The organism is Embleya australiensis, assembly GCF_051903075.1.
Classification (GTDB): Bacteria; Actinomycetota; Actinomycetes; order Streptomycetales; family Streptomycetaceae; genus Embleya.
In genome coordinates this window covers 21,044-39,377 of sequence record NZ_CP182423.1, presented here as the reverse complement: position 1 = coordinate 39,377, position 18,334 = coordinate 21,044, and the positions used below count along the sequence as shown (strand labels likewise).

At 70.4% G+C, this 18,334-nt stretch carries 17 protein-coding genes; 8 read left to right on the top strand and 9 right to left on the bottom strand.

From position 1 onward, the window contains the following. The first annotated feature begins 819 nt into the window (after positions 1 to 819). Complete coding sequence (locus ACMXN5_RS30560) at positions 820 to 1,527, top strand: AAA family ATPase (protein WP_439678143.1); 708 nt, start codon at positions 820 to 822, stop codon at positions 1,525 to 1,527. Between the two features lie 1,095 nt (positions 1,528 to 2,622). Here ACMXN5_RS30560 and ACMXN5_RS30555 read toward each other — a convergent pair. Together ACMXN5_RS30555 and ACMXN5_RS30550 are read right to left on the bottom strand one after the other, a co-directional pair. After that, positions 2,623 to 2,883 carry a hypothetical protein gene (locus tag ACMXN5_RS30555; protein WP_126639078.1) on the bottom strand — a complete coding sequence of 87 codons (261 nt, stop codon included), beginning with the start codon at positions 2,881 to 2,883 and terminating at the stop codon, positions 2,623 to 2,625. Beyond that, positions 2,880 to 3,167, bottom strand: coding sequence for a hypothetical protein (locus tag ACMXN5_RS30550; protein WP_439678142.1), 288 nt, complete (start codon positions 3,165 to 3,167; stop codon positions 2,880 to 2,882). Before ACMXN5_RS30550 ends, ACMXN5_RS30555 begins: the two co-directional genes overlap by 4 nt. Positions 3,168 to 3,177: 10 nt before the next feature. Here ACMXN5_RS30550 and ACMXN5_RS30545 point away from each other — a divergent pair, with 10 nt between their 5' ends. Beyond that, positions 3,178 to 3,603, top strand: coding sequence for a hypothetical protein (locus ACMXN5_RS30545; protein WP_439678141.1), 426 nt, complete (start codon positions 3,178 to 3,180; stop codon positions 3,601 to 3,603). Between the two features lie 220 nt (positions 3,604 to 3,823). On the opposite strand, the gene ACMXN5_RS30540 is transcribed toward ACMXN5_RS30545, so the two are convergent. The 5 genes from ACMXN5_RS30540 to ACMXN5_RS30520 form a co-directional block, all read right to left on the bottom strand. Then, positions 3,824 to 4,753, bottom strand: a complete 930-nt coding sequence (locus tag ACMXN5_RS30540) for a helicase associated domain-containing protein (RefSeq protein WP_439678140.1) — start codon at positions 4,751 to 4,753, stop codon at positions 3,824 to 3,826. 254 nt (positions 4,754 to 5,007) lie between these two features. Continuing rightward, positions 5,008 to 7,857 carry a helicase associated domain-containing protein gene (locus tag ACMXN5_RS30535; protein ID WP_439678139.1) on the bottom strand — a complete coding sequence of 950 codons (2,850 nt, stop codon included), beginning with the start codon at positions 7,855 to 7,857 and terminating at the stop codon, positions 5,008 to 5,010. Positions 7,858 to 7,932: 75 nt separating this feature from the next. Continuing rightward, a complete protein-coding gene (locus ACMXN5_RS30530) occupies positions 7,933 to 8,961 on the bottom strand; it encodes a TniB family NTP-binding protein (protein ID WP_439678138.1) in 1,029 nt (342 codons plus the stop codon). After that, complete coding sequence (locus ACMXN5_RS30525; protein ID WP_439678137.1) at positions 8,955 to 11,189, bottom strand: transposase; 2,235 nt, start codon at positions 11,187 to 11,189, stop codon at positions 8,955 to 8,957. The genes ACMXN5_RS30530 and ACMXN5_RS30525 overlap by 7 nt, the downstream gene beginning before the upstream one ends. After that, positions 11,186 to 11,965: a TnsA-like heteromeric transposase endonuclease subunit gene (locus ACMXN5_RS30520; protein WP_439678136.1), complete on the bottom strand. Its 780-nt coding sequence runs from the start codon at positions 11,963 to 11,965 to the stop codon at positions 11,186 to 11,188. The genes ACMXN5_RS30525 and ACMXN5_RS30520 overlap by 4 nt, the downstream gene beginning before the upstream one ends. Before the next feature lie 286 nt (positions 11,966 to 12,251). On the opposite strand from ACMXN5_RS30520, the gene ACMXN5_RS30515 reads away from it, so the two are divergent. From ACMXN5_RS30515 to ACMXN5_RS30490, 6 genes are all read left to right on the top strand, one after another. Beyond that, entirely contained in the window at positions 12,252 to 13,205 is a 954-nt protein-coding gene (locus ACMXN5_RS30515) for a hypothetical protein (RefSeq protein ID WP_439678135.1), read from the top strand. Between the two features lie 214 nt (positions 13,206 to 13,419). After that, positions 13,420 to 14,190 carry a hypothetical protein gene (locus ACMXN5_RS30510; RefSeq protein WP_439678134.1) on the top strand — a complete coding sequence of 257 codons (771 nt, stop codon included), beginning with the start codon at positions 13,420 to 13,422 and terminating at the stop codon, positions 14,188 to 14,190. Continuing rightward, positions 14,187 to 15,206 carry an ImmA/IrrE family metallo-endopeptidase gene (locus ACMXN5_RS30505; RefSeq protein ID WP_439678133.1) on the top strand — a complete coding sequence of 340 codons (1,020 nt, stop codon included), beginning with the start codon at positions 14,187 to 14,189 and terminating at the stop codon, positions 15,204 to 15,206. The genes ACMXN5_RS30510 and ACMXN5_RS30505 overlap by 4 nt, the downstream gene beginning before the upstream one ends. Before the next feature lie 146 nt (positions 15,207 to 15,352). Then, positions 15,353 to 16,357, top strand: coding sequence for an SMODS domain-containing nucleotidyltransferase (locus ACMXN5_RS30500; protein ID WP_439678132.1), 1,005 nt, complete (start codon positions 15,353 to 15,355; stop codon positions 16,355 to 16,357). Then, positions 16,342 to 16,851: a hypothetical protein gene (locus ACMXN5_RS30495; RefSeq protein WP_395784671.1), complete on the top strand. Its 510-nt coding sequence runs from the start codon at positions 16,342 to 16,344 to the stop codon at positions 16,849 to 16,851. Before ACMXN5_RS30500 ends, ACMXN5_RS30495 begins: the two co-directional genes overlap by 16 nt. Further along, positions 16,839 to 17,369: a hypothetical protein gene (locus tag ACMXN5_RS30490; protein WP_439678131.1), complete on the top strand. Its 531-nt coding sequence runs from the start codon at positions 16,839 to 16,841 to the stop codon at positions 17,367 to 17,369. The genes ACMXN5_RS30495 and ACMXN5_RS30490 overlap by 13 nt, the downstream gene beginning before the upstream one ends. 101 nt (positions 17,370 to 17,470) lie before the next feature. On the opposite strand, the gene ACMXN5_RS30485 is transcribed toward ACMXN5_RS30490, so the two are convergent. Beyond that, the gene (locus ACMXN5_RS30485) at positions 17,471 to 17,641 is read right to left on the bottom strand and encodes a helicase associated domain-containing protein (protein ID WP_439678130.1); all 171 of its coding nucleotides are present in this window, start codon (positions 17,639 to 17,641) and stop codon (positions 17,471 to 17,473) included. Positions 17,642 to 17,855: 214 nt separating this feature from the next. Beyond that, positions 17,856 to 18,125: a helicase associated domain-containing protein gene (locus ACMXN5_RS30480; protein WP_439678129.1), complete on the bottom strand. Its 270-nt coding sequence runs from the start codon at positions 18,123 to 18,125 to the stop codon at positions 17,856 to 17,858. Between the last annotated feature and the right edge of the window lie 209 nt (positions 18,126 to 18,334).

The following is an 18,334-nucleotide window of genomic DNA, read 5'->3' as shown; positions in this document are numbered from 1 at the left end:
GTTCGCGGGATTGATGGCTGACGTGGGGTGACCAATTTGCTGTCGTGGCGCGCTCGGGAGCGCTGGCACATGCGTGGTCTGGCTGTCGTGGGGATGCACATTCCTGTGTCAGCCGGCCCGAGGACGGGATGTGCTTGCCAGTGTGAGTGCGAAGCCGTCCCCGCCGCCGGTGTCTTCGGCCCCGGTCACCTCCCGCACGCCACCGTCCGCTGCTGCCGCCCGAGCGTCGTCTCCCGCGTCGGTGTCTCAGGACCGGGCCCAGGCGCGCCGGTTGGTGGTGGGTCGTCTTCTCGCGCTGGACGAGGCCAAAATCTTTGGAGACGGTGCACGTGCGGATCGCCGTGGCCGCGGCCGGGGTGTCTCCGCGTACGGTCTGGCGTTGGCTGGCGATCGCCCGCGAGTCCGGACGGGCGGAACCCACCCGGCGTCCGTCCTTCACCGTCACGGACGCGTTGTGGGCGCGCCTGTCGGACCTGGGCGGGAACGTGAAAGCCCTGCACCGCCGGATGAGCGATCGGGCCGCGACCCGCGCCGAGGACGAGCCGAACGCGGAGTCGATGGTGTCGTTGACGACGCTCTATCACGCGGTACGTCGTGACCTCTCCTCGGGACGTGTGCTTCAGATCGCGCGTCCGATCCACGGGTCGGCCGTGGACGGCTACGACCGCGCGTTGGCCGACCTGGCCCTGCCGGGAACGGTGGACGAGCGGGGGCCGGCTCGCATCGCCGGCCTCGATTGTCGAAGCCGTCCGGGGGCCGATCCGATCGCGGGGCCGGCACCCCCGGGTGATGCTGTGCGCCTGTACACACCCGGCGCGCATGTGGTGTCGACGTGCCAACTCCACCACGGTGGCCGAAGCACTCGTTCACACCGTCGCCGCCCGCGGGATCGTGTGCGTGTACGGCGACCCCGGCCACGGCAAGACGATCGCGCTCCACCAGGCGCTGCGTCTGCTCCCGCGCCGCGTCCCGGTACACAGCGCGCTGGTCGCGGTGAAACCGGCCCTGCCCCAGCTACGGGCCGCGCTCCTCACCGCGTTCGGCCTGCCGGTCATCTCCCTGACGAGCCGCACGGACGCGGCCGACCGCGCGCTCCTGGACGCCCTCGCGCCGCAGGGCGTGCTCGTGATCGTCGACGTCCAACGCGTCGCCGCTCCCGAGCTGGACTACCTGCGCCTGTTGGCGGACGCCCCCGCCACCCACACCAGCCTGGTGCTGTGCGGCGCCGGTGCCGAACGCACCCTGGCACGGGCTCCCGCGCTGGCCTCCCGCGTGCTGACCTGGCAACACGTGCCACGTCTGGACGCATCGCAAATCCCCGGCGTGCTGCGCCTGTTCCATCCGCTGTGGGATGCCGCGACCGAGGAGGACCTGCTCCACACCGACACCACGCACGCGCGGGGGAACTTCCGCACCTGGGCGAAGATCACCTCCCACGCCTACGCCGCCCGCAGCCGCGCCCCCGACACCGCGGTGGACCGCACATTGCTGACCTGGGCCTGCTCCCGCCTCGGCCCCAACCCCTGACCCATCGCCCCACGGCAGGAACAAGGGACCCCGATGACGACCACCTCCCACGACGACACCACCGGGGAGTCTTCGACGCTCCCGGGCGAACCCGTCCTCGACATCGCGTCGTCGACCGCCCTGCGGGCCCCGGCCGTTCGCCGCCTGCTCGTGCTGCGCGCCGAGCGCCGCCTCACCCGCGCGCATGTCCACACCACGGTGCAATGCCAGGAGGTGTCGGAGCGCTCGGTGTGGCGCCGGCTGGCCGATGCCGGCACCACACCCGCCACCGCCGCCTCCCCGGGCGCCCGTCGCGGCGACCGGTTCGAGATCACCCCGGGCATTCGGGTGTTGCCGGCCTTTTGGCGCGGCAACGCCTCCGCGGTCCACCGTGAGCTTCTCGCCCGTGCCCGTACGACCGCCGGGCCGGACAAGCCGGCCAACGACGCCGCTTCGACTGCCTCACGCACCGCCTCGGTCGGGCGGCATACCGCTCCCGGGCGGTGCGCCACAGGCCGCGGTGCCGTTGCTGGATCCGGTGCCGTCGTTGTCGACGTTCCTGCGAGCGCTCCGCCGGGATTTGACGGCGGGGGAGCGGGTCGGCCACCGCAAGGGCCCGGAAGCCGCTCGGGCGTTGGACGTGTTCGCCAAACCCCCCGGACATGGCGCAACCATGTGTGGGAGGCCGACCACGTCCAGGCCTCCCGGTGTGTGGACGCCGACGGCGACCTCGTCCACCCCTATGTCACCTGGTTCATCGACTGCGCGACCAAGGCGATCACCCGCGTTGCCGTGACACCCGGCCACCCCACCCGTGCCTCGGTCCCGGCCACGTTCGCGTTGCGTTCCGCGATCGTGCGCACCGACCCATACGGCCCGTTCGGCGGCCTGCCCGAGCATGTGCGCTTCGACCGCGGCAGGGACTTCCTCTCCCGCACCGTGACCACCGCGCTGACCGCCCCGGACGCCGACATCACCGTGCTCCCGCCCTACAGCCCCCACCTGAAAGGGCGGCATCGAGAACCTCAACCACTACTGCGTGGAACGGATGCTGTTCACCGCCCTGCCCGACCACACACAAGCCACCCAAGGCGTGCGGATACGGACGTAAAGGTTTCAGTGGGCGGGAAGGTACGTCGTCTGCAGGACGTAGACGCGTTCGCTGCGTACCACGATCAGGTACACGAACATGCCGTCGTCGACGTAAGCGGTTGCCGCGCGGGGATTGGGGCCCTCGTACAGGGTCCCGTCGAGATACAGGGCCTCGGCCGCGCGGACGATCTCCGCGACCGCGGTCTCGACCAGGGCGACGAACGCCTCCGGCGCACCGCCCACCACGCTCGCCTGGTCGGGTTCGTACTCCCAGCCCCAGCTCACACGCCCACCGCTGCGTAGGCGGCCCGCAACAACTCACCGGCGACCCGAACACCGCGGGCCCGCACCCGGGGGTCGTCGCTGACGGTGTCGACCTGCTCGGCATGGTGATACCGGAACGCCAGATCCGGGTGACGCTCGATCTCCGCGATCGCCGCCCAGTGCCGCAACCAGCCCCGCAACGGATCGAGCCGGTTGACCTCCAACGCCTTCGCGGTCGCCTCGCGCTGGGACCGGTCCATCTCGGGAAGCCAGTGCGGCGCCAACAACGCGATCGCCGCACGCACACCCTCGATCGTGCACTCCGGCCGCGCGATCACCGGAGTCGAATACTCGGGCTCGGCAGTCACCCCACACCCCTCCCTCACGACGACCCGACCGCCCCACTCTAATCGCCGACGTCCCACCGGCAGGGCATTCAACGGCCCGGCCGCCGGATCGGCCAACGCACACCACCCCCACGGCCGCCGCCTGGGTACCGCCCATCTCGCCGACCAGGCCACCGACGAACAACGCGCCGCGCTGCGCCGCGCCCGGGCGACCCGCGCCCGCCGCCTGCGCGCCGAGGCCAAAGCCGCCGAACAACTACGCCGGGACCGCTTCGCCCCCGCCACGACCCCACCAACCCCCGCCGCCTGGACGCCGTCACCGCCGCCGAGGCCGACCGGGAACCGGCCCGCCACCACGACGGCGACCTCGCCGAGCCGGCGCTGCCCGACCTGATCCCGCCCGCACCGCCACCGGCCGACTGGGCCACCCCCGACACGCTCAAAGCCCGCACCCGCCCCACCGACGCGGCACCCGCCCCCGCCCAAGAGGACACCCCATGCCGTCTCGGCTCCGGCAACTAGACCCAGCCACCTCCACCGGCACCGCCCCCCTCGATCTCACTTCGAATCTCACATCCGCCGAACACGAAGGCCCCCGACCCGACGCCGCCCCTTCACCAGCGGATGCCGAGTTCGGTGAGCAGCCGCACCCGTTCCGCGGTCAACGAACCGCGTCGTGTGCGTTGGTTGTTGACCCATTTGCCGAGCCGGACCTCGACGGCCCCGCCGCCCTCGCCCGCACCACCACCGGGTCCGGTCCCCGTCTGCGTCGCCACGGTCTCGACATGCGCGCGGGGAACTTCGAGGTCGCCTTCGCGTTGGCGGTAGGCGACGGCCGCGGCGAACCCGGCCTCCCACGCGCCCCGCCCGCGCCTGGGCGCCGGGGCACCCCCGGCGCCGTCGCCGCCCACAACCGCACCGCCCTCCTCCACGCTGTTCCCCGCGCCGACAACCTTCTCGCCGCCACCTTCCGCGCCACCGTCGCCGACAGCCACCACTGCGCCGTCCATCGCCTTCCCGGCCCCGATGGCCACCGCCACGCCGTCCCCGCCGCCGACCTGCGCCGCGTCCCCTTCGTCCGCCGCCGCGCCGCCATCGGCCGGGATGCCGAGTTCGTCGAGTTGCCGCACCTGTCCGGGCCGCAGTCGGGCCCGCACGTCCGCCCGCCGGTGCCGCTGCGCCCAGGCGCCGATGTCCCGCCCACCGGCGATGTGTCCGGGCACGAGTTCGTCGAGGGCCCCGCCGCGCCCGAGGAACAGCCGCACTTCGTTGGCGGCCCTCTGCCATGCGATGGTCCACCCTTCCGGCCTCCACCACGGGTCCAATTCCTCGAGGGCCCGGCGCCGTTCGGGGTGCGCGTCCAACACCCCCACGCGTCGTTGGTTGGCGAGCCACTGCCCGACGCGCACCCCGTCCTGGACGGCGTTCTGTGGCGCGGCGAGGTGTCCCACACGCTCGACATACCGCCGGGCGACGGCGAGCCCGTCCTCGAACGCCGCGTCGGGATGCGACCACACCATCCCGAGCATCACGAGCTTGCGCACCCGTGTCGTGGTTCGGTTGATGTGGGCAGTGGTGGGTGTGTGAGCTGGGGTTTTCTCAGTTGTGGTGGGTGTGTTGTCGGGGCTTGTGGTCATGTTGTGTTCCCGGCCGGGGTGCAGCGTGTCGGGCTAGTAGTTGTTTATCCCGGTTTTCCGGGTGGTTGTTCGGTTTGCTCGGGTGGTGTGCCGATTGATCGGGCCGGTACTTGACGGGAGCGGCTGTGATGGGGTGGTTCACGGGGGTCTCGGGACGGGGGTCAGGGTTTCGGGTGGATGCCGATCTCGGCCAGGAGGTGTTGTTGTTCGGGGTGTAGGTGGGGCCAGTTGGTGTGTTGGGCGCGGATCCAGGGGGCGATTTCCGGGTCGTGGTGGGGTCGTGTCCGGGCCTGGTGGTAGGCGCGTTGCCACGGGAACGCCCAAGGCGGGTTCCACCACGGGTCGATGGTGTCCAGGAGGGCGATGGTCGCCGGTGAGATTCGGCCCCGGCGGGCTCCGGCGCGCTGCCGGATCAACCACGTCCCCAAAGGGAAGTCGTCGTGCCGGGCGCGGGCGGCGACGGCGAGGTCGCCGACCCGGTCGGCGTACGCGCGGGCGTGGGTCAGGGCGGTCTCGGCGTGCGCGCCGATGGGCCGTGTGTGGGCTCTCTCCCGGTCGAGGCCGATCTCGGCCAGGAAGTGTCGTTGTCCGGGATGCAGGTCGTCGTAGTGGGCGCGTTGTCTGCGGAGCCAGGTGCGCGATGCGCGGGCGAAGCCGCGGAAGTCGTGGTCGGCATCGAGTGGTCGACCGGTGTCGAGGTGGTCGTGTACCCGCCGCAGCGCGAGTTGCCAGGCGTGGGGCCAGGACGGGCACCACCACGGGTCGAGTGCGTCCAACGCCAGCGTCTCGGGACAGGGGAGCCGGTTTCCGCGAATGTCCGCGCGGGCGTGCGCGCGCCGCCGGGAGAGCCACCGGCCCAGGCCGAAGCCGGCGTGGACGGTGTCGGGGGCGACAACGGCCAAGGTGCCGTGTTCGTCGAGATACGAACGCGCGTGTTCCAGACCCCTGCTGAAACTCGCCGCGGATTCGGCGGGGCGGGGCCGGGACGGGACAGCCGTGCGGGGCGGACGGGGGCGGGGTTCGACGGCACGGGCACGGTCGGCGGTCAGGCCGATGCCGGCCAACAGGCCTTGCTGTTGCCGAGACAGCGTCCCGTACGCCATGCACTGGGCGGACAGCCACGCGGCGAGCGTGTCGTCGGCGGCGGGGAATCCGGCCGCGGGGTCGAGGTCGTGGCCTTGTGTGACGAGTGTGCGGGCCCGATGGTGGGCGCGTTGCCATTCCGGGCCCCACGCGGGGTTCCACCACGGGTCGATCGCGGACAGCGCGGCGGCTCGGGGCGAGGGCGTGTCGTGGCTCAGCCGCCAGGCACGGTCCTTGCTGCGCTGGTTGGCCAGCCACTGACCCAGCGGGAATCCGTCGCGGACGGTGTCGACGGTGGTGGTCACCAGGGTGCCGTCGGTTTCGACGTGGGCGCGGGCGCAGGCCAGGGCGCGTTCGAAGTGGGCTCCCATGTTCCTGCGGCGGGGCCGTGCCGTGCGGGCGGCCTGCTCGGTGAGGCCGATCTCGGCGAGCAGGCGGCGCTGCGCCGGGTGCAGCCCGTCGTAGTCGGCGCACTGGGCGTGGAGCCATTCACCCAGACCGAGGTCGACGTGCGGGAAGCCTTGTTCGGGGCGCAGACCGCCCGCGACGCGCGACTGTTCGCGCGCCCGGTAGTAGGCGCGTTGCCATTTCACCGTCCAGGACGGTTTCCACCAGGGGTCGAGTGCGTCGAGCATGGCCACGTACTCGGGTGGCATGGCCTGCTGTTTGCGATGGTTCGACAGCCAACGACCCAGAGGGAACCCCTCGAAGCACGTCCCGATCGGGGCGGCGAGATGGCCGTGGCGGGCGGCATAGGCGCGGGCGTGTTCCAGACCGGTGGAGAACGCGCGGTCCGGTAGGTGCCGGAGCCCCAGGTGCAGCCGGGGACCGCGGGACGCCTCGTCCGGCCGCCGGGCGCCATCGCGGTGCTCCTGCAACTCCCGGGCGAGGGGCCGGGGCCGGTGTGCCATGTGTACGTTCCACATCCGGCTGGTGTCCGCGCCCTCTCCACGCGCCCGCGCGCCGCCGCGCAGCCACGTGTACAGGGGGCCGGCCGAGGCGCCGGCGATGTGCCCGGGCAGCCAGGGCCGTTCGGTGCGCCGCGCCAACTCGGCGACCAGGGCGGGCGCGTCCGCGACGGTGTGCGGCCGGTGTCCGACCGTGCCGTCGAGTACGCGCTGGCGGTGCCGCGCCCGGGCGAGGAGCGAGGCGACCGCGACCGTCTCCGGATAGGTGACCACGTCCCGGGCCAGCAGCCGCCACCAGCCCGGGTCCTCCCCGGGCGGGGTGATCCGACGGACACGACGGGGCCAGTGCTCCTCCCGGGGCCACTGTTGCGCCCACCAGGAGGTGACCACGGCGTGGGCGACCTCGAACGCGCGGGCCGCGTCCGGCTGGTGGCGCAGCATCCTCAGATGCCGGCGGTGCGCGGTGAGGATCTCGGGCAGGCCCGAGAGGTCGACGTGCTCGACCCCCAGGAGCGCGCCGTCCACCCGGTGGTCACCGAGCATCCAGCGCCGATGCCGAGGACACACCCGCGCATGCGGCGGCAGGTACAGCCGGACGGGCCTGGTCCGGCCCGTCCGCGCGGCAGCGCACGGTCGACAGCCCACTCCCATGGCGGCCAGCACGGTGCCGAAACGAAAACGGCCGGCCGGGCCGGCCCCGGACGGACCCACGGGCTCCTGCGCGCACCATGTGGGCAGCGCCCGTCGCAGATGATCGGGCGGCACGTTGCAGAACACGGCGACCAGGGCGCGGGCCTCCGCGTTCAGGTACACCTCCCCGTCGACCCGATAGCCCTTGAACAACCCCGCGTCGGCCGACAGCAGCGCCGGGACGAAGTCCCTGACGCCGAGTCTGTAGCGGTCGGCCAACCGGTCCAGGAACGACAGGGTGGTTTCCCCGGCCAGCGGCCCGAGCCTGATCGGCCCCCGGGCCGGTGGCGGGACGAGCCCGCGTGGTCTCGGGTGGAGGGAAACGTCCAAGGAGGCATTCCAGTTCGTGAGAGGAGCCCGGCCGACCCGACCGCGGCGATCGCGGGTACGAAGGCGACACACGGATCAGGTCGAGGGCGCGGGGGAGAGGGCCGCGCTCCGCGACGCTCGGCTCCGCTGCTCCGCGGCCGTGTCGAGTTCGATCTGTGTGAGCAGCTTCTTCGTGATTCGTTCGGTGCCGTCCATGAGCGACACCAGTGCGGCCTCGCGGATCAGATGGGACAGGCTGCCCATCCGGCCGCCGGTGCGGGCGTGCAGGTAGGCGGCATGCGCCACCAGCGTGCCCGGCCGGTGTCCGCGCAGCCGCAGGGCGCTGTCCATGCCGCGCACGAGTTCGTGCCAGGTCTGTTTGTCGGTCGTACTGCCGTAGCGCAGCGGCTGGTTGCGCACGATCTTGAACCGGCCCGCGAGTTGGGAACCGCGAACGCCGGTCAACAGCGGCGAGGACTCGACGTCGATGCCGGAGTAGACGAACGTCGCCGGGATCCGCTCGCCGAGGTACTTCAGTTGGTCGGCGGTCTCCGCGCCGACTCGGCTTCGGGTCTCCATCAGGTGCACGTCGTCGATCAGGACCAGTTGCGTGCCCAACTCGCACAAAAGCTCGCACACGGCGTTGGTGATCTGGATCTGGTTCATCCGCCGTGGGGCCGGCAGGCCCAGGAAGCGGGCGAACTCGCTGATGAGCATCTTCGGGGTCGAGGACGGCGGCACGGTGACGAACAGGACGGGCAAGCGGCCCGACGGGTTCGGATGGCGTCGCCGATCGGCGAGTTCGACGGTCCGCCCCAGCTGTTGCATCGCGGTGGTCTTGCCCGTGGTCGCCGGACCGGAGATGATCAGGCCGCGCCTGGCCCCGCCCTGCTGACCGCGATTCAGGAGCAGCAGGCGGCGTACAGCCGTCGAGACGGCGTCCATGGCCGGTGTCCTGAGCACCACGAAACGCGCGTGGTAGTCCTCCCGTTCCTCCATGGTCCACAACCGCTCGCCGACGTCCCTCCCGCGGACATCGGGGGCATCGACGAAGCGCTGCCATCCATCCCATGTCGTCAGCGCACTGAAGACGTCGTCCTCGCCGCGAACAGGGTCGGTCACCATGTCCGGGCCTCCTGATGCGGGTCGTAGACACGCATCTCGCCGGGCGCCGCCGCCGCTTCCCGTGCGCGTGCGCCGGTAGCGTCCTCGTCCGGCACCGAGAACCCGGGGAATCCGGCCGACACCCACTCGTCCGCCCGGCCCTCCCGGTCGTCGGCGAGGTCGTCCTCCTCGTCGTCCCAGACGTTCGCATCGGCATCGGCGAGATCGTCGACGTCCCCATCCTCGTCCCGGTCCGGCGACGCGGCGAAGACCCCGGACAACCCGAACGATCCCTCCGCCACCCCCGGCCGAGACCGATCGGGAACGGGCGAGGCGTCGTTCACCCGCGCGGTGGCGCGAGCCCGGGCCGCGACCGAACGCTCGCGCGCGGTGCCCAGACCCTGTCCGGCACGCCGCAACAACTCGTCCAAGGCGCGGGCGATCGCCGCCTCGTGCTCCTCACGGCCGCCCCGACGCTCCACCGTGCGCCGCACAAAGGACCACGTGAACGCCGTGAACGGACTCCTCACCGCGCCGGCGTGCACCCACGGCACCTCCAGCCACCCCTCCGGCAATCGCACCCACACCCGGCTGGGGTCGTACGGGTCGTGGTGGACCTCCCACCTGCCGCCCTTGTCGGCCCGTGTCGATCGCCGCCGCCGATGTCCGTTCAGACCGCGATGGTCGTAGGTGCGGTAGCCGAACCGGATGCCGTAGTCGTTGATCGCCTGCCATCGGGTCTCCAACAACTCGACGTAGTCGCCCATCTGCAACGGCACCGGCACGTGCCCCGTCACCGCGACCAGCGCGGCCCACATCTCGTTCGGCGACACCGTGACGCCGGGCATCATCGGATGCCGCAGCGCATCGTGCACACGCTCCTGCCACCCGACCACGACCCACTCGTCCAACAGCTCCCGCAACTGCGCCAGGCTCCAGCACGCGTCCCCCGACGCCGCCGCGCCCCGCTGCGTGATGTCGGGACCGACATGACCCGCCACGTACTGGCTGAACCCACTGCCGATCGCACGGAACGTCCGCTCCACGTTCCCCTTCGCCGGACCGTTCGCCGGCGGCACCGGCTGCACCGAGACCCCCAGGCTCTCGCACGCCCCGAGAAAGGAACCCGACACGAAGACCCGCCCCTGGTCCACCACCACCGTCTCCGGCATGATCACCGGCCGCGCCGCAGCACCCTCCAACCGCGCGTCCAACGCCACCAACCGCTCGTACGGAATCACCGATCGCCGCATCGCCAACGCCTCGTCCCACCCCGGCCGCATCGCCATCGGCACCACCATCTGCGCCAGCAACATCGCCGCGTCCACCGACGACGTCCCCTTCGGACGCAACACCGCCGCGCAGATACTGCGCGTCGCCACATCCAACGCGATGCTCAACTCCGGCCGGCCGACCACACCGTCGTCCGACACCGCCAACACATCCAGCGGCGTGCTGTCCAACATCACCAACTCGCCCGGCCGTAGCGCCACCGTCGGCGTGAACGGAGGAGCGGGCCGCGACGCGTGCCACCGCCGCTGCGCCGCGGTCCCCAGCAAGCCCTGCCCGTCGGCCACCACGTGCACCAGACGGTTGAACGTCGACGTCGGCGGAACCGTCACCGTTCCCGCGCCGTACTGTTCCTCCAACAACCACCCCACCTCGCGGCGCAGCCGCGCCAGCGTGCCCGTCGACCGCTCCCGCCGTGCCTCCAGCACATCCCTGATCGCCGCGACCACTCGTTCGTCCGCCCGTCCCAGCGGGGAAGACTCCCTGGCCACCCGGCCGTCCACCACTGCCCACAGACCGCCGCGTCGGTAGCGCGAACGCATCCTGCGCACCGTCGCCACACTCGTCACCCGGCCCGCCGCCGTCAGCTCGTCCGCCTTCGCCCGCTCCCGCTGCGCCATGCTCCTCGTCGCCGGATCGAACTCCGGGCGCGGGCCACCGGTCGCGCCCGCAACCGGGAAACCGGTCTCCACCTCCCGCACATGTCGCTGCCACTCCAACGCCCGTTGCCTCGCTTCTGCGGGCAGGGCCTCCAGCAGACCGAAGGGCGGGAGCCTCGGCGGGGCGTGACCGCCTTCCACCGCGAAGGACGGGTCGGCGAACAGATAGGGCAGCAGTACGACCGCCGACGCCCCGCCGTCGGTGACCAACGTGGCCCTGACGCCTTCGAGGACGGCCACGTTCCACGTCCGCCCGTCGTGGCGGACCCGGGCCCCGATCTCGAGAACGGGATGCGTCACGCCACCCCGCCCTTCCCGCACGTCACCGACACCAGGGCACGTTCGTGCAGCGGTTCGTCCAACCGCACACTCAGCGCGCCGCTCCACAACGCGTGGAAGAACACCGGCCACACCGCGATCGGATCACCCGACTCCCGCACACCCTCCACCGCCGGCCGCTCACGGCCGAACGCGGCCACGACCGAGGACATCAACCGACCGCCCGCACAGCGGGGATGCCGATACCCCGCCAGCCACCGCACATTGGCCACCAGCACCGGATCCGCCGGCCGAACGAGTCGATACCGCCAGCCGACCGCGTCCGCGGCGGCGGACACCACACGGGCGCGCGCGACCAGCCTCGCCGACGGCCCACTTCCTCCCACGCAGTCGAGCAGCAGACCGCTCCCGTCCGCCATCCTGGCCATCACCTGCGGCGCGTGCGCGACACTCCTGCGACCCTCGCGCCACACCAACTCCACCGGCCGGCACGCCAGCGCCACCACCGACGGATCCCGATCCAAGAGCATGACCTGGGTCCGCATCACCCCGGACCCATAGGGCACCATGCGCCCGGACGTCGCCGACCACCACCAACCCGGCGCCACCCGCCGCCCGTGCCTCACCGGGAACCGCCTCACCGGAGAGTGCTCCTCCAGCAACACGTCATCCGCGACCCGAGGCCAAGGCACCTGTCGAAGCGCACCGCCCGCCTCGACGAACCGCGCCTCGACGTGGTCGGGGTCGGGGCGAAGCAGGGCCCCGCCCGATGGGGCAGCGGAAGTGATCGTTTTCATGCGTACAGCCAACCGACTCCCGACCGACCCGACGCATGCGCGGAGCGACCGCGAATCGATCTTCTTTTTGACACACGCCGGCCTGTCGCGGGCCGCGTAGCCGCGCTACGGCAACTGTTGCCGGCCGCAGGAAGTTCATCCTGCCTCGCAGTCATTCGTTTCTGCCCAGGCCCCCGACTGTGCTTCGAAGCGCGACTGGCGAACAGCGGCGTGGCGACCTCACCCCTATCGGAGGAGAGGTGTATAGCAAGAACCCTGTGGCGACGCGGTGAAGTCGGGGTGGACGATGACGAGCGGAGCGTACGACGAGCTGGCGCGATCCGGTCGGCTCGGCGATGCCAGCCTCGAACTGCTGCGCCGCGTCGGTCGTCAAGTAACCCGTACCCAGGGATTCCCGCCCCCCGAGGGGTACTCCGGGTGGACCGACGAGGCCGTCGACGTACTCCTGGCTGAAATGTTCAGCCGGAAAGGCGAGCAGTTTGTGTTGGACTGCTTCCTCAAAGCGGTCGACGACACCTCCCTGGAGAAGATGTTCTACGCCTCGATCAGGTACTTCCTGATCGACCAGGCGAAGGGAACCGAGCGCGGGAAGCTGCGAAGGCGGTTTGCCAAACGCCTTGCCGAGGACGCCAAGTACTCTGCCGTGGGCGGCACTTCCCCCCGCTGGGCGCTGGCCTCTCATCCCATTGGCGTCGTGTGGCAGGGCGACCTCGACGAACTCGTCCGCGTGGCCTGGGAGGTGCGCGGGGTCTGGATCACCGCGTGGAACCACTCCGGACCGACGCCGAAGAAGACCGTGCACGCCCTGATGACGGTGCTTGAGGCCGTCCTCGAGGCAGCCGGAGGAGCAGTGCGCGAAGAAGACCTGGCAAGGGTCCTCGAAGCCCGCTTTTTCGATCAACCCACCACACCCGAGATCACCACGCCCTATTCCAATAACGGCTCCTTGACCGACCCCACCATGAAGCAGGCACAAGGAGCAGACCCACCCGACCCAGTGGGGGCGGAAACAGTAGCTGGGGAGATCTGGACCCAGATGTCCCCGGACGAACGGCAACTGCTGCGCTACCTCGAAGACACAGCTGCGGAAGTAGCCGTCCACCTGAGCATCGGCGTTCATCAGGCGCGCGCAATCATGGAAGCGTTGCGCGAGAAGCTCAGAAGGGCCCTGACCGGCGAGGGAGACGACATGCATGCTGTCGTTTCGGCGCTGCTGCGCCGCGCGGAAGCTATGCCCTGACATTCGATGAGTGACGTCGTTTGTCCATAGTGAGAACCCATCGCCGTGAAGGAAGGGGGCCCGCCCGATGAGGCAGTCACCACCCAGCGCATACGAAAGACTGCGAGCCGCAGCTGCGCGCACAACCATTCCCGAAGCTGTCCGCACCACAGCCACAGCCACTCCCGGCGATCCCCGCCCGGGTCAGATCTGGCGTGCAGTCTGGGACGACACCGTGGAAATCGTGGTTGTCACCGCAGTCGATGACACCACCGTGCACGCCCTCCCCGTTGCCTTGAAAACCCAGTACCACGACGCCGACACCGTGCTGCTGCCCGCCGAGGCGTCCACCCTGGAACAACCCCTCGCCCTATGGCGTGGCCTAGGCCAAAGACTTCCATGGTGCGTCCTGGATCGGCAGATCAGCCACCTATCCGTTCCCCTCGCCGCCGACGGCTCACCGATCCCATCTGCGACCGGCTACCGCTACGGAAGCCCCATCCCCAGTCCCGCAGCACGAGCCGCCGGCTTCCGCGCTGCCCTGGCCGACACCATGGACTTGCTCTCCACGGCACGCTGGGCTCCGCAGGGCAACGGCGACCTGGCCGCCATGCTGAAGAAGCAGGGGCTTCACCCCGCCGAACTGATCAAGCAACTCGGCGTGCAACCGCCCCGCGCCCTGGCTCTGCTGCGCGGGCAAACACCGCTCACCCACGACGAAGCCGACCTTCTCGCACCGATCCTGGGGGCCACCGCAGACCAGGTTCTGGCCGCCAATCCACCCCCGCCCGATCACCTAGTGCACGAACTGAGCCGCCCCGCCCGGCGTGACCAGATCCGTCGGCTCGCCCGACATATTGCAACGACCGAACACAACGCCCGTCAACAGGCACTCTTCACCACCCTCGCCCTGGCAGCGCGCCAAGAGCGCTCAGCCGAGGAGGACTGGCCTGCCCGAGTGGACCGCTTCTTCGACGTCCACCTGGCCCGGGAGAGCGAGTGGTGAACTACGTGCAGCGCGCCGCAGCACACGCTCAAGCCAAAGCCATGCTCGCCACCCTGCGCCGCGACCACCCCGGAGCCGACGCACGGCTGACTGCCGGTGCACTGCGGGAACTGCGGCAGTGGCCCGATCTCGACGTCAGGGACGTCCCCGACAGCCGTTCCGGCGGCTGCAGCGTTGCCGGCGCCTACTTCGCTGGCACCCCGGCCGTTATCGCCGTCTCCGGTTCCACGAGCCTGGCCCGCCGCGATTTCACCGCTCTCCATGAATTCGGCCACCATCTCCAGCAGACCCTGGTGGAACTGATGGACGTCCTCCTCGAGCAGCCCGGCGGCGGCACCGCCCTGGAGGACGCCGCGTGCGACGCGTTCGCCGCCGAGATCCTCCTGCCCGATGGACTCGTCGATCAGCACATCGCCACCGCCGGACCCACCGCCGACACCACCGTCGCGCTGTGGCGAGCCGGCAGCGCCTCCCGAATGGCCGCGTGCGTCAAAGCCAGCGAACACCTCCCCGCCCCCGGCCACATCCTCCTCCTCGACTCCGATGGCGACCTTGCCTTCGCTGCCTCCCACGGCCTGCCGCCGCTGCGCCGCGGCAGCAACCAGAGCCAGGTCCCGACGCTGAGTACCGCACTATCCGCCCGCGGTCGCGCCGAGGGTCGCGGTCGACTCGCCTACCGCGACGGCATCCTCGGTGATGAGCTGTATCTACAGACGGCGGACATGGATGGCTACCTCCTCGTCGTCGCCGTCACCGACTCGGCCCCCTGGAAAGCATTCACGCCCTCCGCGCGCCAGGCCGGCCCCGAGCCGACCGGATACACCTGCGCTCACTGCGGAGAGGACTTCACGTCCTACGCCCGCGCCTGCGCTCGCTGCGAGTCCGCCCCCTGTCCGGACTGCGGCCGCTGCGACTGTGACCGCAAGGTTGCCGAGCGTCAGTGCACCGCCTGTTTCATCGTGCACCCCGCCGCCATGTTCGACGGCGCGAACAGCCGTTGCCGCGACTGCGCCTGAACCCTGGTCACACGCATCCCGCTACCGCCGAGTTACGTCGTCTGTCCCTCACGAAGGCGTCCGCCCCGGACGCCACACCACACGGGACCCCGGAACTGCCGGGCACCACGATCGCCGAGGCCGGCAGGAACGAGCACGACAGCACGATGAACGACACCACCAAGGGCGCATTCGCCGCCTTCGACGAGCAACTCAACCTCCATGCCCGCGAGCGCAAGAACGCGCAGAAGCGGCATGGCGACATCACCGACCACCTGGTGAGCGAAAGACTGGCGATCGGGACATTCCTCCAGGGCAGCTTCGCCCGCAAGACGATGCTCAAGCCGCTCAAGGACGTCGACATGATCATCCGGATGCACCCGCGTCTGGAAGAGATCCTGCGCCGGCCCGGCGGTCCTGCCCACGCGATGAGGCTCATCCGCGCGGCCGTGGCCGACAAGTACCCCAACGCCCGATTCGACGTGGACGACGCCCCCGCCCACGCCCTTCAGGTCACCTTCCCCGATCTCGACTTCACCTTCGACCTGGTCCCCGCACTCGACGCGGACGACGGCGAGATCTGCTACATCGCAGACCGGGAGAACGACGTTTGGGAGTGGTCCAACACCCGCATCCTCAACCGAATCATCAGCGCCCGCAACCAGGCCACCGGCGGACGATTCGTCCACCAGGTCCGCATGCTGAAGTCCTACAAGAAGGACCACCCGGTCCTCGACGACACCTGCGGCCTGTTGTGGGAGGCTTTTGCGTACGAGGCGGTCACAGTCCTACTCGAGCACTCCCGGTCCCTCGCCGACACTCTTGCGCACGCCGCTCATGCTGTCACCGGACCGGTGTTCGATCCCACCGGTGTCGACGACCTCACCGCCGGCTGGACGGCCGCCCAACGTACCTCCTACACAGCCGCGTTGCGTGACGCCGCCCACCGGACCGCCGAGGCACGGCGGCTGGAAGAGGACGGCCAACACGCAGCCGCCATCGAGATCTGGCACGGCCTGATCGGAGAGACGTTCCCCGCCGCCGAGGCCCAGAACGTTGCCGAAGCGCTGCGCGCCCTGGCAGCCGGCAGCATCACTTCCACCGGACGCGCCGTCACCTCCCCGCGCGGCCAGCAGCCCGCCCGCCCGGCACGGTCATGGCGTACCCACTGAACCGGGTGCTCGCCGATCCCGCCGCAGCTGCCGACCACATGCTCCACGCCCACACCGTCTACGGCGTGGAACGGGCGACCGGCCGCACCGGCCCCGTCGGAGCCGCGCTGCTCGAGTTCACCTTGCGGCCCCTGCCTGCCTTCGAGCGCGAGAACTATCCCACTGAACGCGTTCGCATCGTCATCCGACACGACCACACCATCCACGCCTTTCCCCTCGACTCGGCCCACCGAGCCTTCAAACACCGCAACCCCGCTCCGGTCGAGGACCTGTGCCTGCAATACCCCGACGACGACACAGCGTTGCGCTGGATCCCCGACGACGGCCTCGAACCCCTGATCACCCTCATCCACCGCCATCTGCTCTACGAAGAGGCATGGCGCCGCACCGGCACCTGGCCCGCCGAAGACGCCCCGCATGGCCAGCCCGCCCACGGCGTCCACCCACTGCGCACCGTCAAGACACGACAGGAGGCCCACCGATGGACTCGATGACCATTCTCGTCCTCATCCTCGGCTCCTCCGTCGTCGCCGTAGTGCTGGGACACATCCTCACCGGCCTGCGCGCCGGGGCCACAGTCCGCCGCGACCGCTACGCCGCAGCCGTCAAACTCCTCGTCGCCCGTATCGAATACCCCTACCGGATACGCCGCCGTACCAGCGACAACCCCGATGTCCTCCATACGCTCACCACCATCGGGCACGACCTCCAAGAGCGCCTCGCGGAGAGCCGCGCCTGGACCGCAACGGAGAGCGCAGTGCTCAGCGAGGTCTTCGACTACTGCCTCACCAGAATCGACACGCCCTTCAAACAGGCTTGCAACGACGCCTGGAACGCCACCCCAGTTGCCACCGCCGCCGGGATGAACCTCAATGGCTTCGGCATGGGCAACCAACAACACATCGTCACCTCGATCCAGGACGCCCTCACCTACCGCTTCGGCCTCCGGCGCCTGATCCCAGCCTTTCTTCTCCGCCGTGTTCTCAAGAAGCGCGGGCTCCTGCCCCCCTGAAGGAGTTTGGCGAAGCGAGTTCTAGCCGCGACTCAACTCGGCCCCGTGCCGCCCCGATCCGCCATCCTCACTCCGGATCTCACACCCCGCCCCACAACGGCTTACCAACGCATGCCGAGTTCAGTCAGGAGCCGCACGCGCTCGTCGGTCAGCGAACTGCGTCTGGTGCGTTGGTTGTTGATCCGCTTGCCCAACCGCACCTCGACCATCTCGCTGGCACCGCCCTCCGCTGCACCGGAACCCGGCACCTGCGAGCGGCCACCCTCCACCACCGCTACACCACCGAACCCGCCCGCACCTCCGTCAGCGTCCTACGCCACCGCCCACACCGCCCTCGAACGCACCGGTCGCACCCACGTCGACCAGGAAGTGCTCCGCTGGGCCTTCAGCCGCCCGGCAACTAGACCCACCACCTCCGCCGACACCCCCGACCTCGCTCCGAACCTCACACTCACCGAACACGAACACCCCCGCTGGCGTCACGGTTCACCAGCGCATGCCGAGTTCGGTGAGCAGCCCCACCCGTTCCTCGTTCAGCGAACTCCGCCGGTTGCGTTGGTTGTTGACCCATTTACCGAGCCGCACGTCGACGACCCCGCCGCCCTCCGCCGTGCCGCCGTCGAGTCCGTCCGTCGTCTCCGTCACCACGGTTTCGACGTGCGCGCGAGGTACCTCGAGGTCCCCTTCACGTTCGCGGTAGGCCACGGCCGCGGCGAACGCCGTCTCCCACGCGCCCTTGCCGCGCCGCGCCCGCACCCCGCCGGTACCGGCCGCCGCTGCGCCGCGGGCACTCCCGACAGCACCGACTGCCGTATCGCCGCCCGCTGCGCCGCTGTCCCGTCTCGCTGGTGTTGTCTGGTTCTGTGGCTGTGTGGTCTGTATTGCTGCTGGTGCCGTGAGATGGATGTTTCGACCTGTGGGGAGGTCGTTTTTCGGGTGTGGTGGGGGATGTCGGCTGGTCGGGG

Bases quoted from the DNA above. Each gene is read 5' to 3' on its own strand.
- ACMXN5_RS30560 (WP_439678143.1), top strand. From the start codon at position 820: ATGTGGTGTCGACGTGCCAACTCCACCACGGTGGCCGAAGCACTCGTT.
- ACMXN5_RS30530 (WP_439678138.1), bottom strand. From the start codon at position 8,961: ATGGTGACCGACCCTGTTCGCGGCGAGGACGACGTCTTCAGTGCGCTG.
- ACMXN5_RS30520 (WP_439678136.1), bottom strand. From the start codon at position 11,965: ATGAAAACGATCACTTCCGCTGCCCCATCGGGCGGGGCCCTGCTTCGC.
- ACMXN5_RS30515 (WP_439678135.1), top strand. From the start codon at position 12,252: ATGACGAGCGGAGCGTACGACGAGCTGGCGCGATCCGGTCGGCTCGGC.
- ACMXN5_RS30500 (WP_439678132.1), top strand. From the start codon at position 15,353: ATGAACGACACCACCAAGGGCGCATTCGCCGCCTTCGACGAGCAACTC.
- ACMXN5_RS30495 (WP_395784671.1), top strand. From the start codon at position 16,342: ATGGCGTACCCACTGAACCGGGTGCTCGCCGATCCCGCCGCAGCTGCC.
- ACMXN5_RS30490 (WP_439678131.1), top strand. From the start codon at position 16,839: ATGGACTCGATGACCATTCTCGTCCTCATCCTCGGCTCCTCCGTCGTC.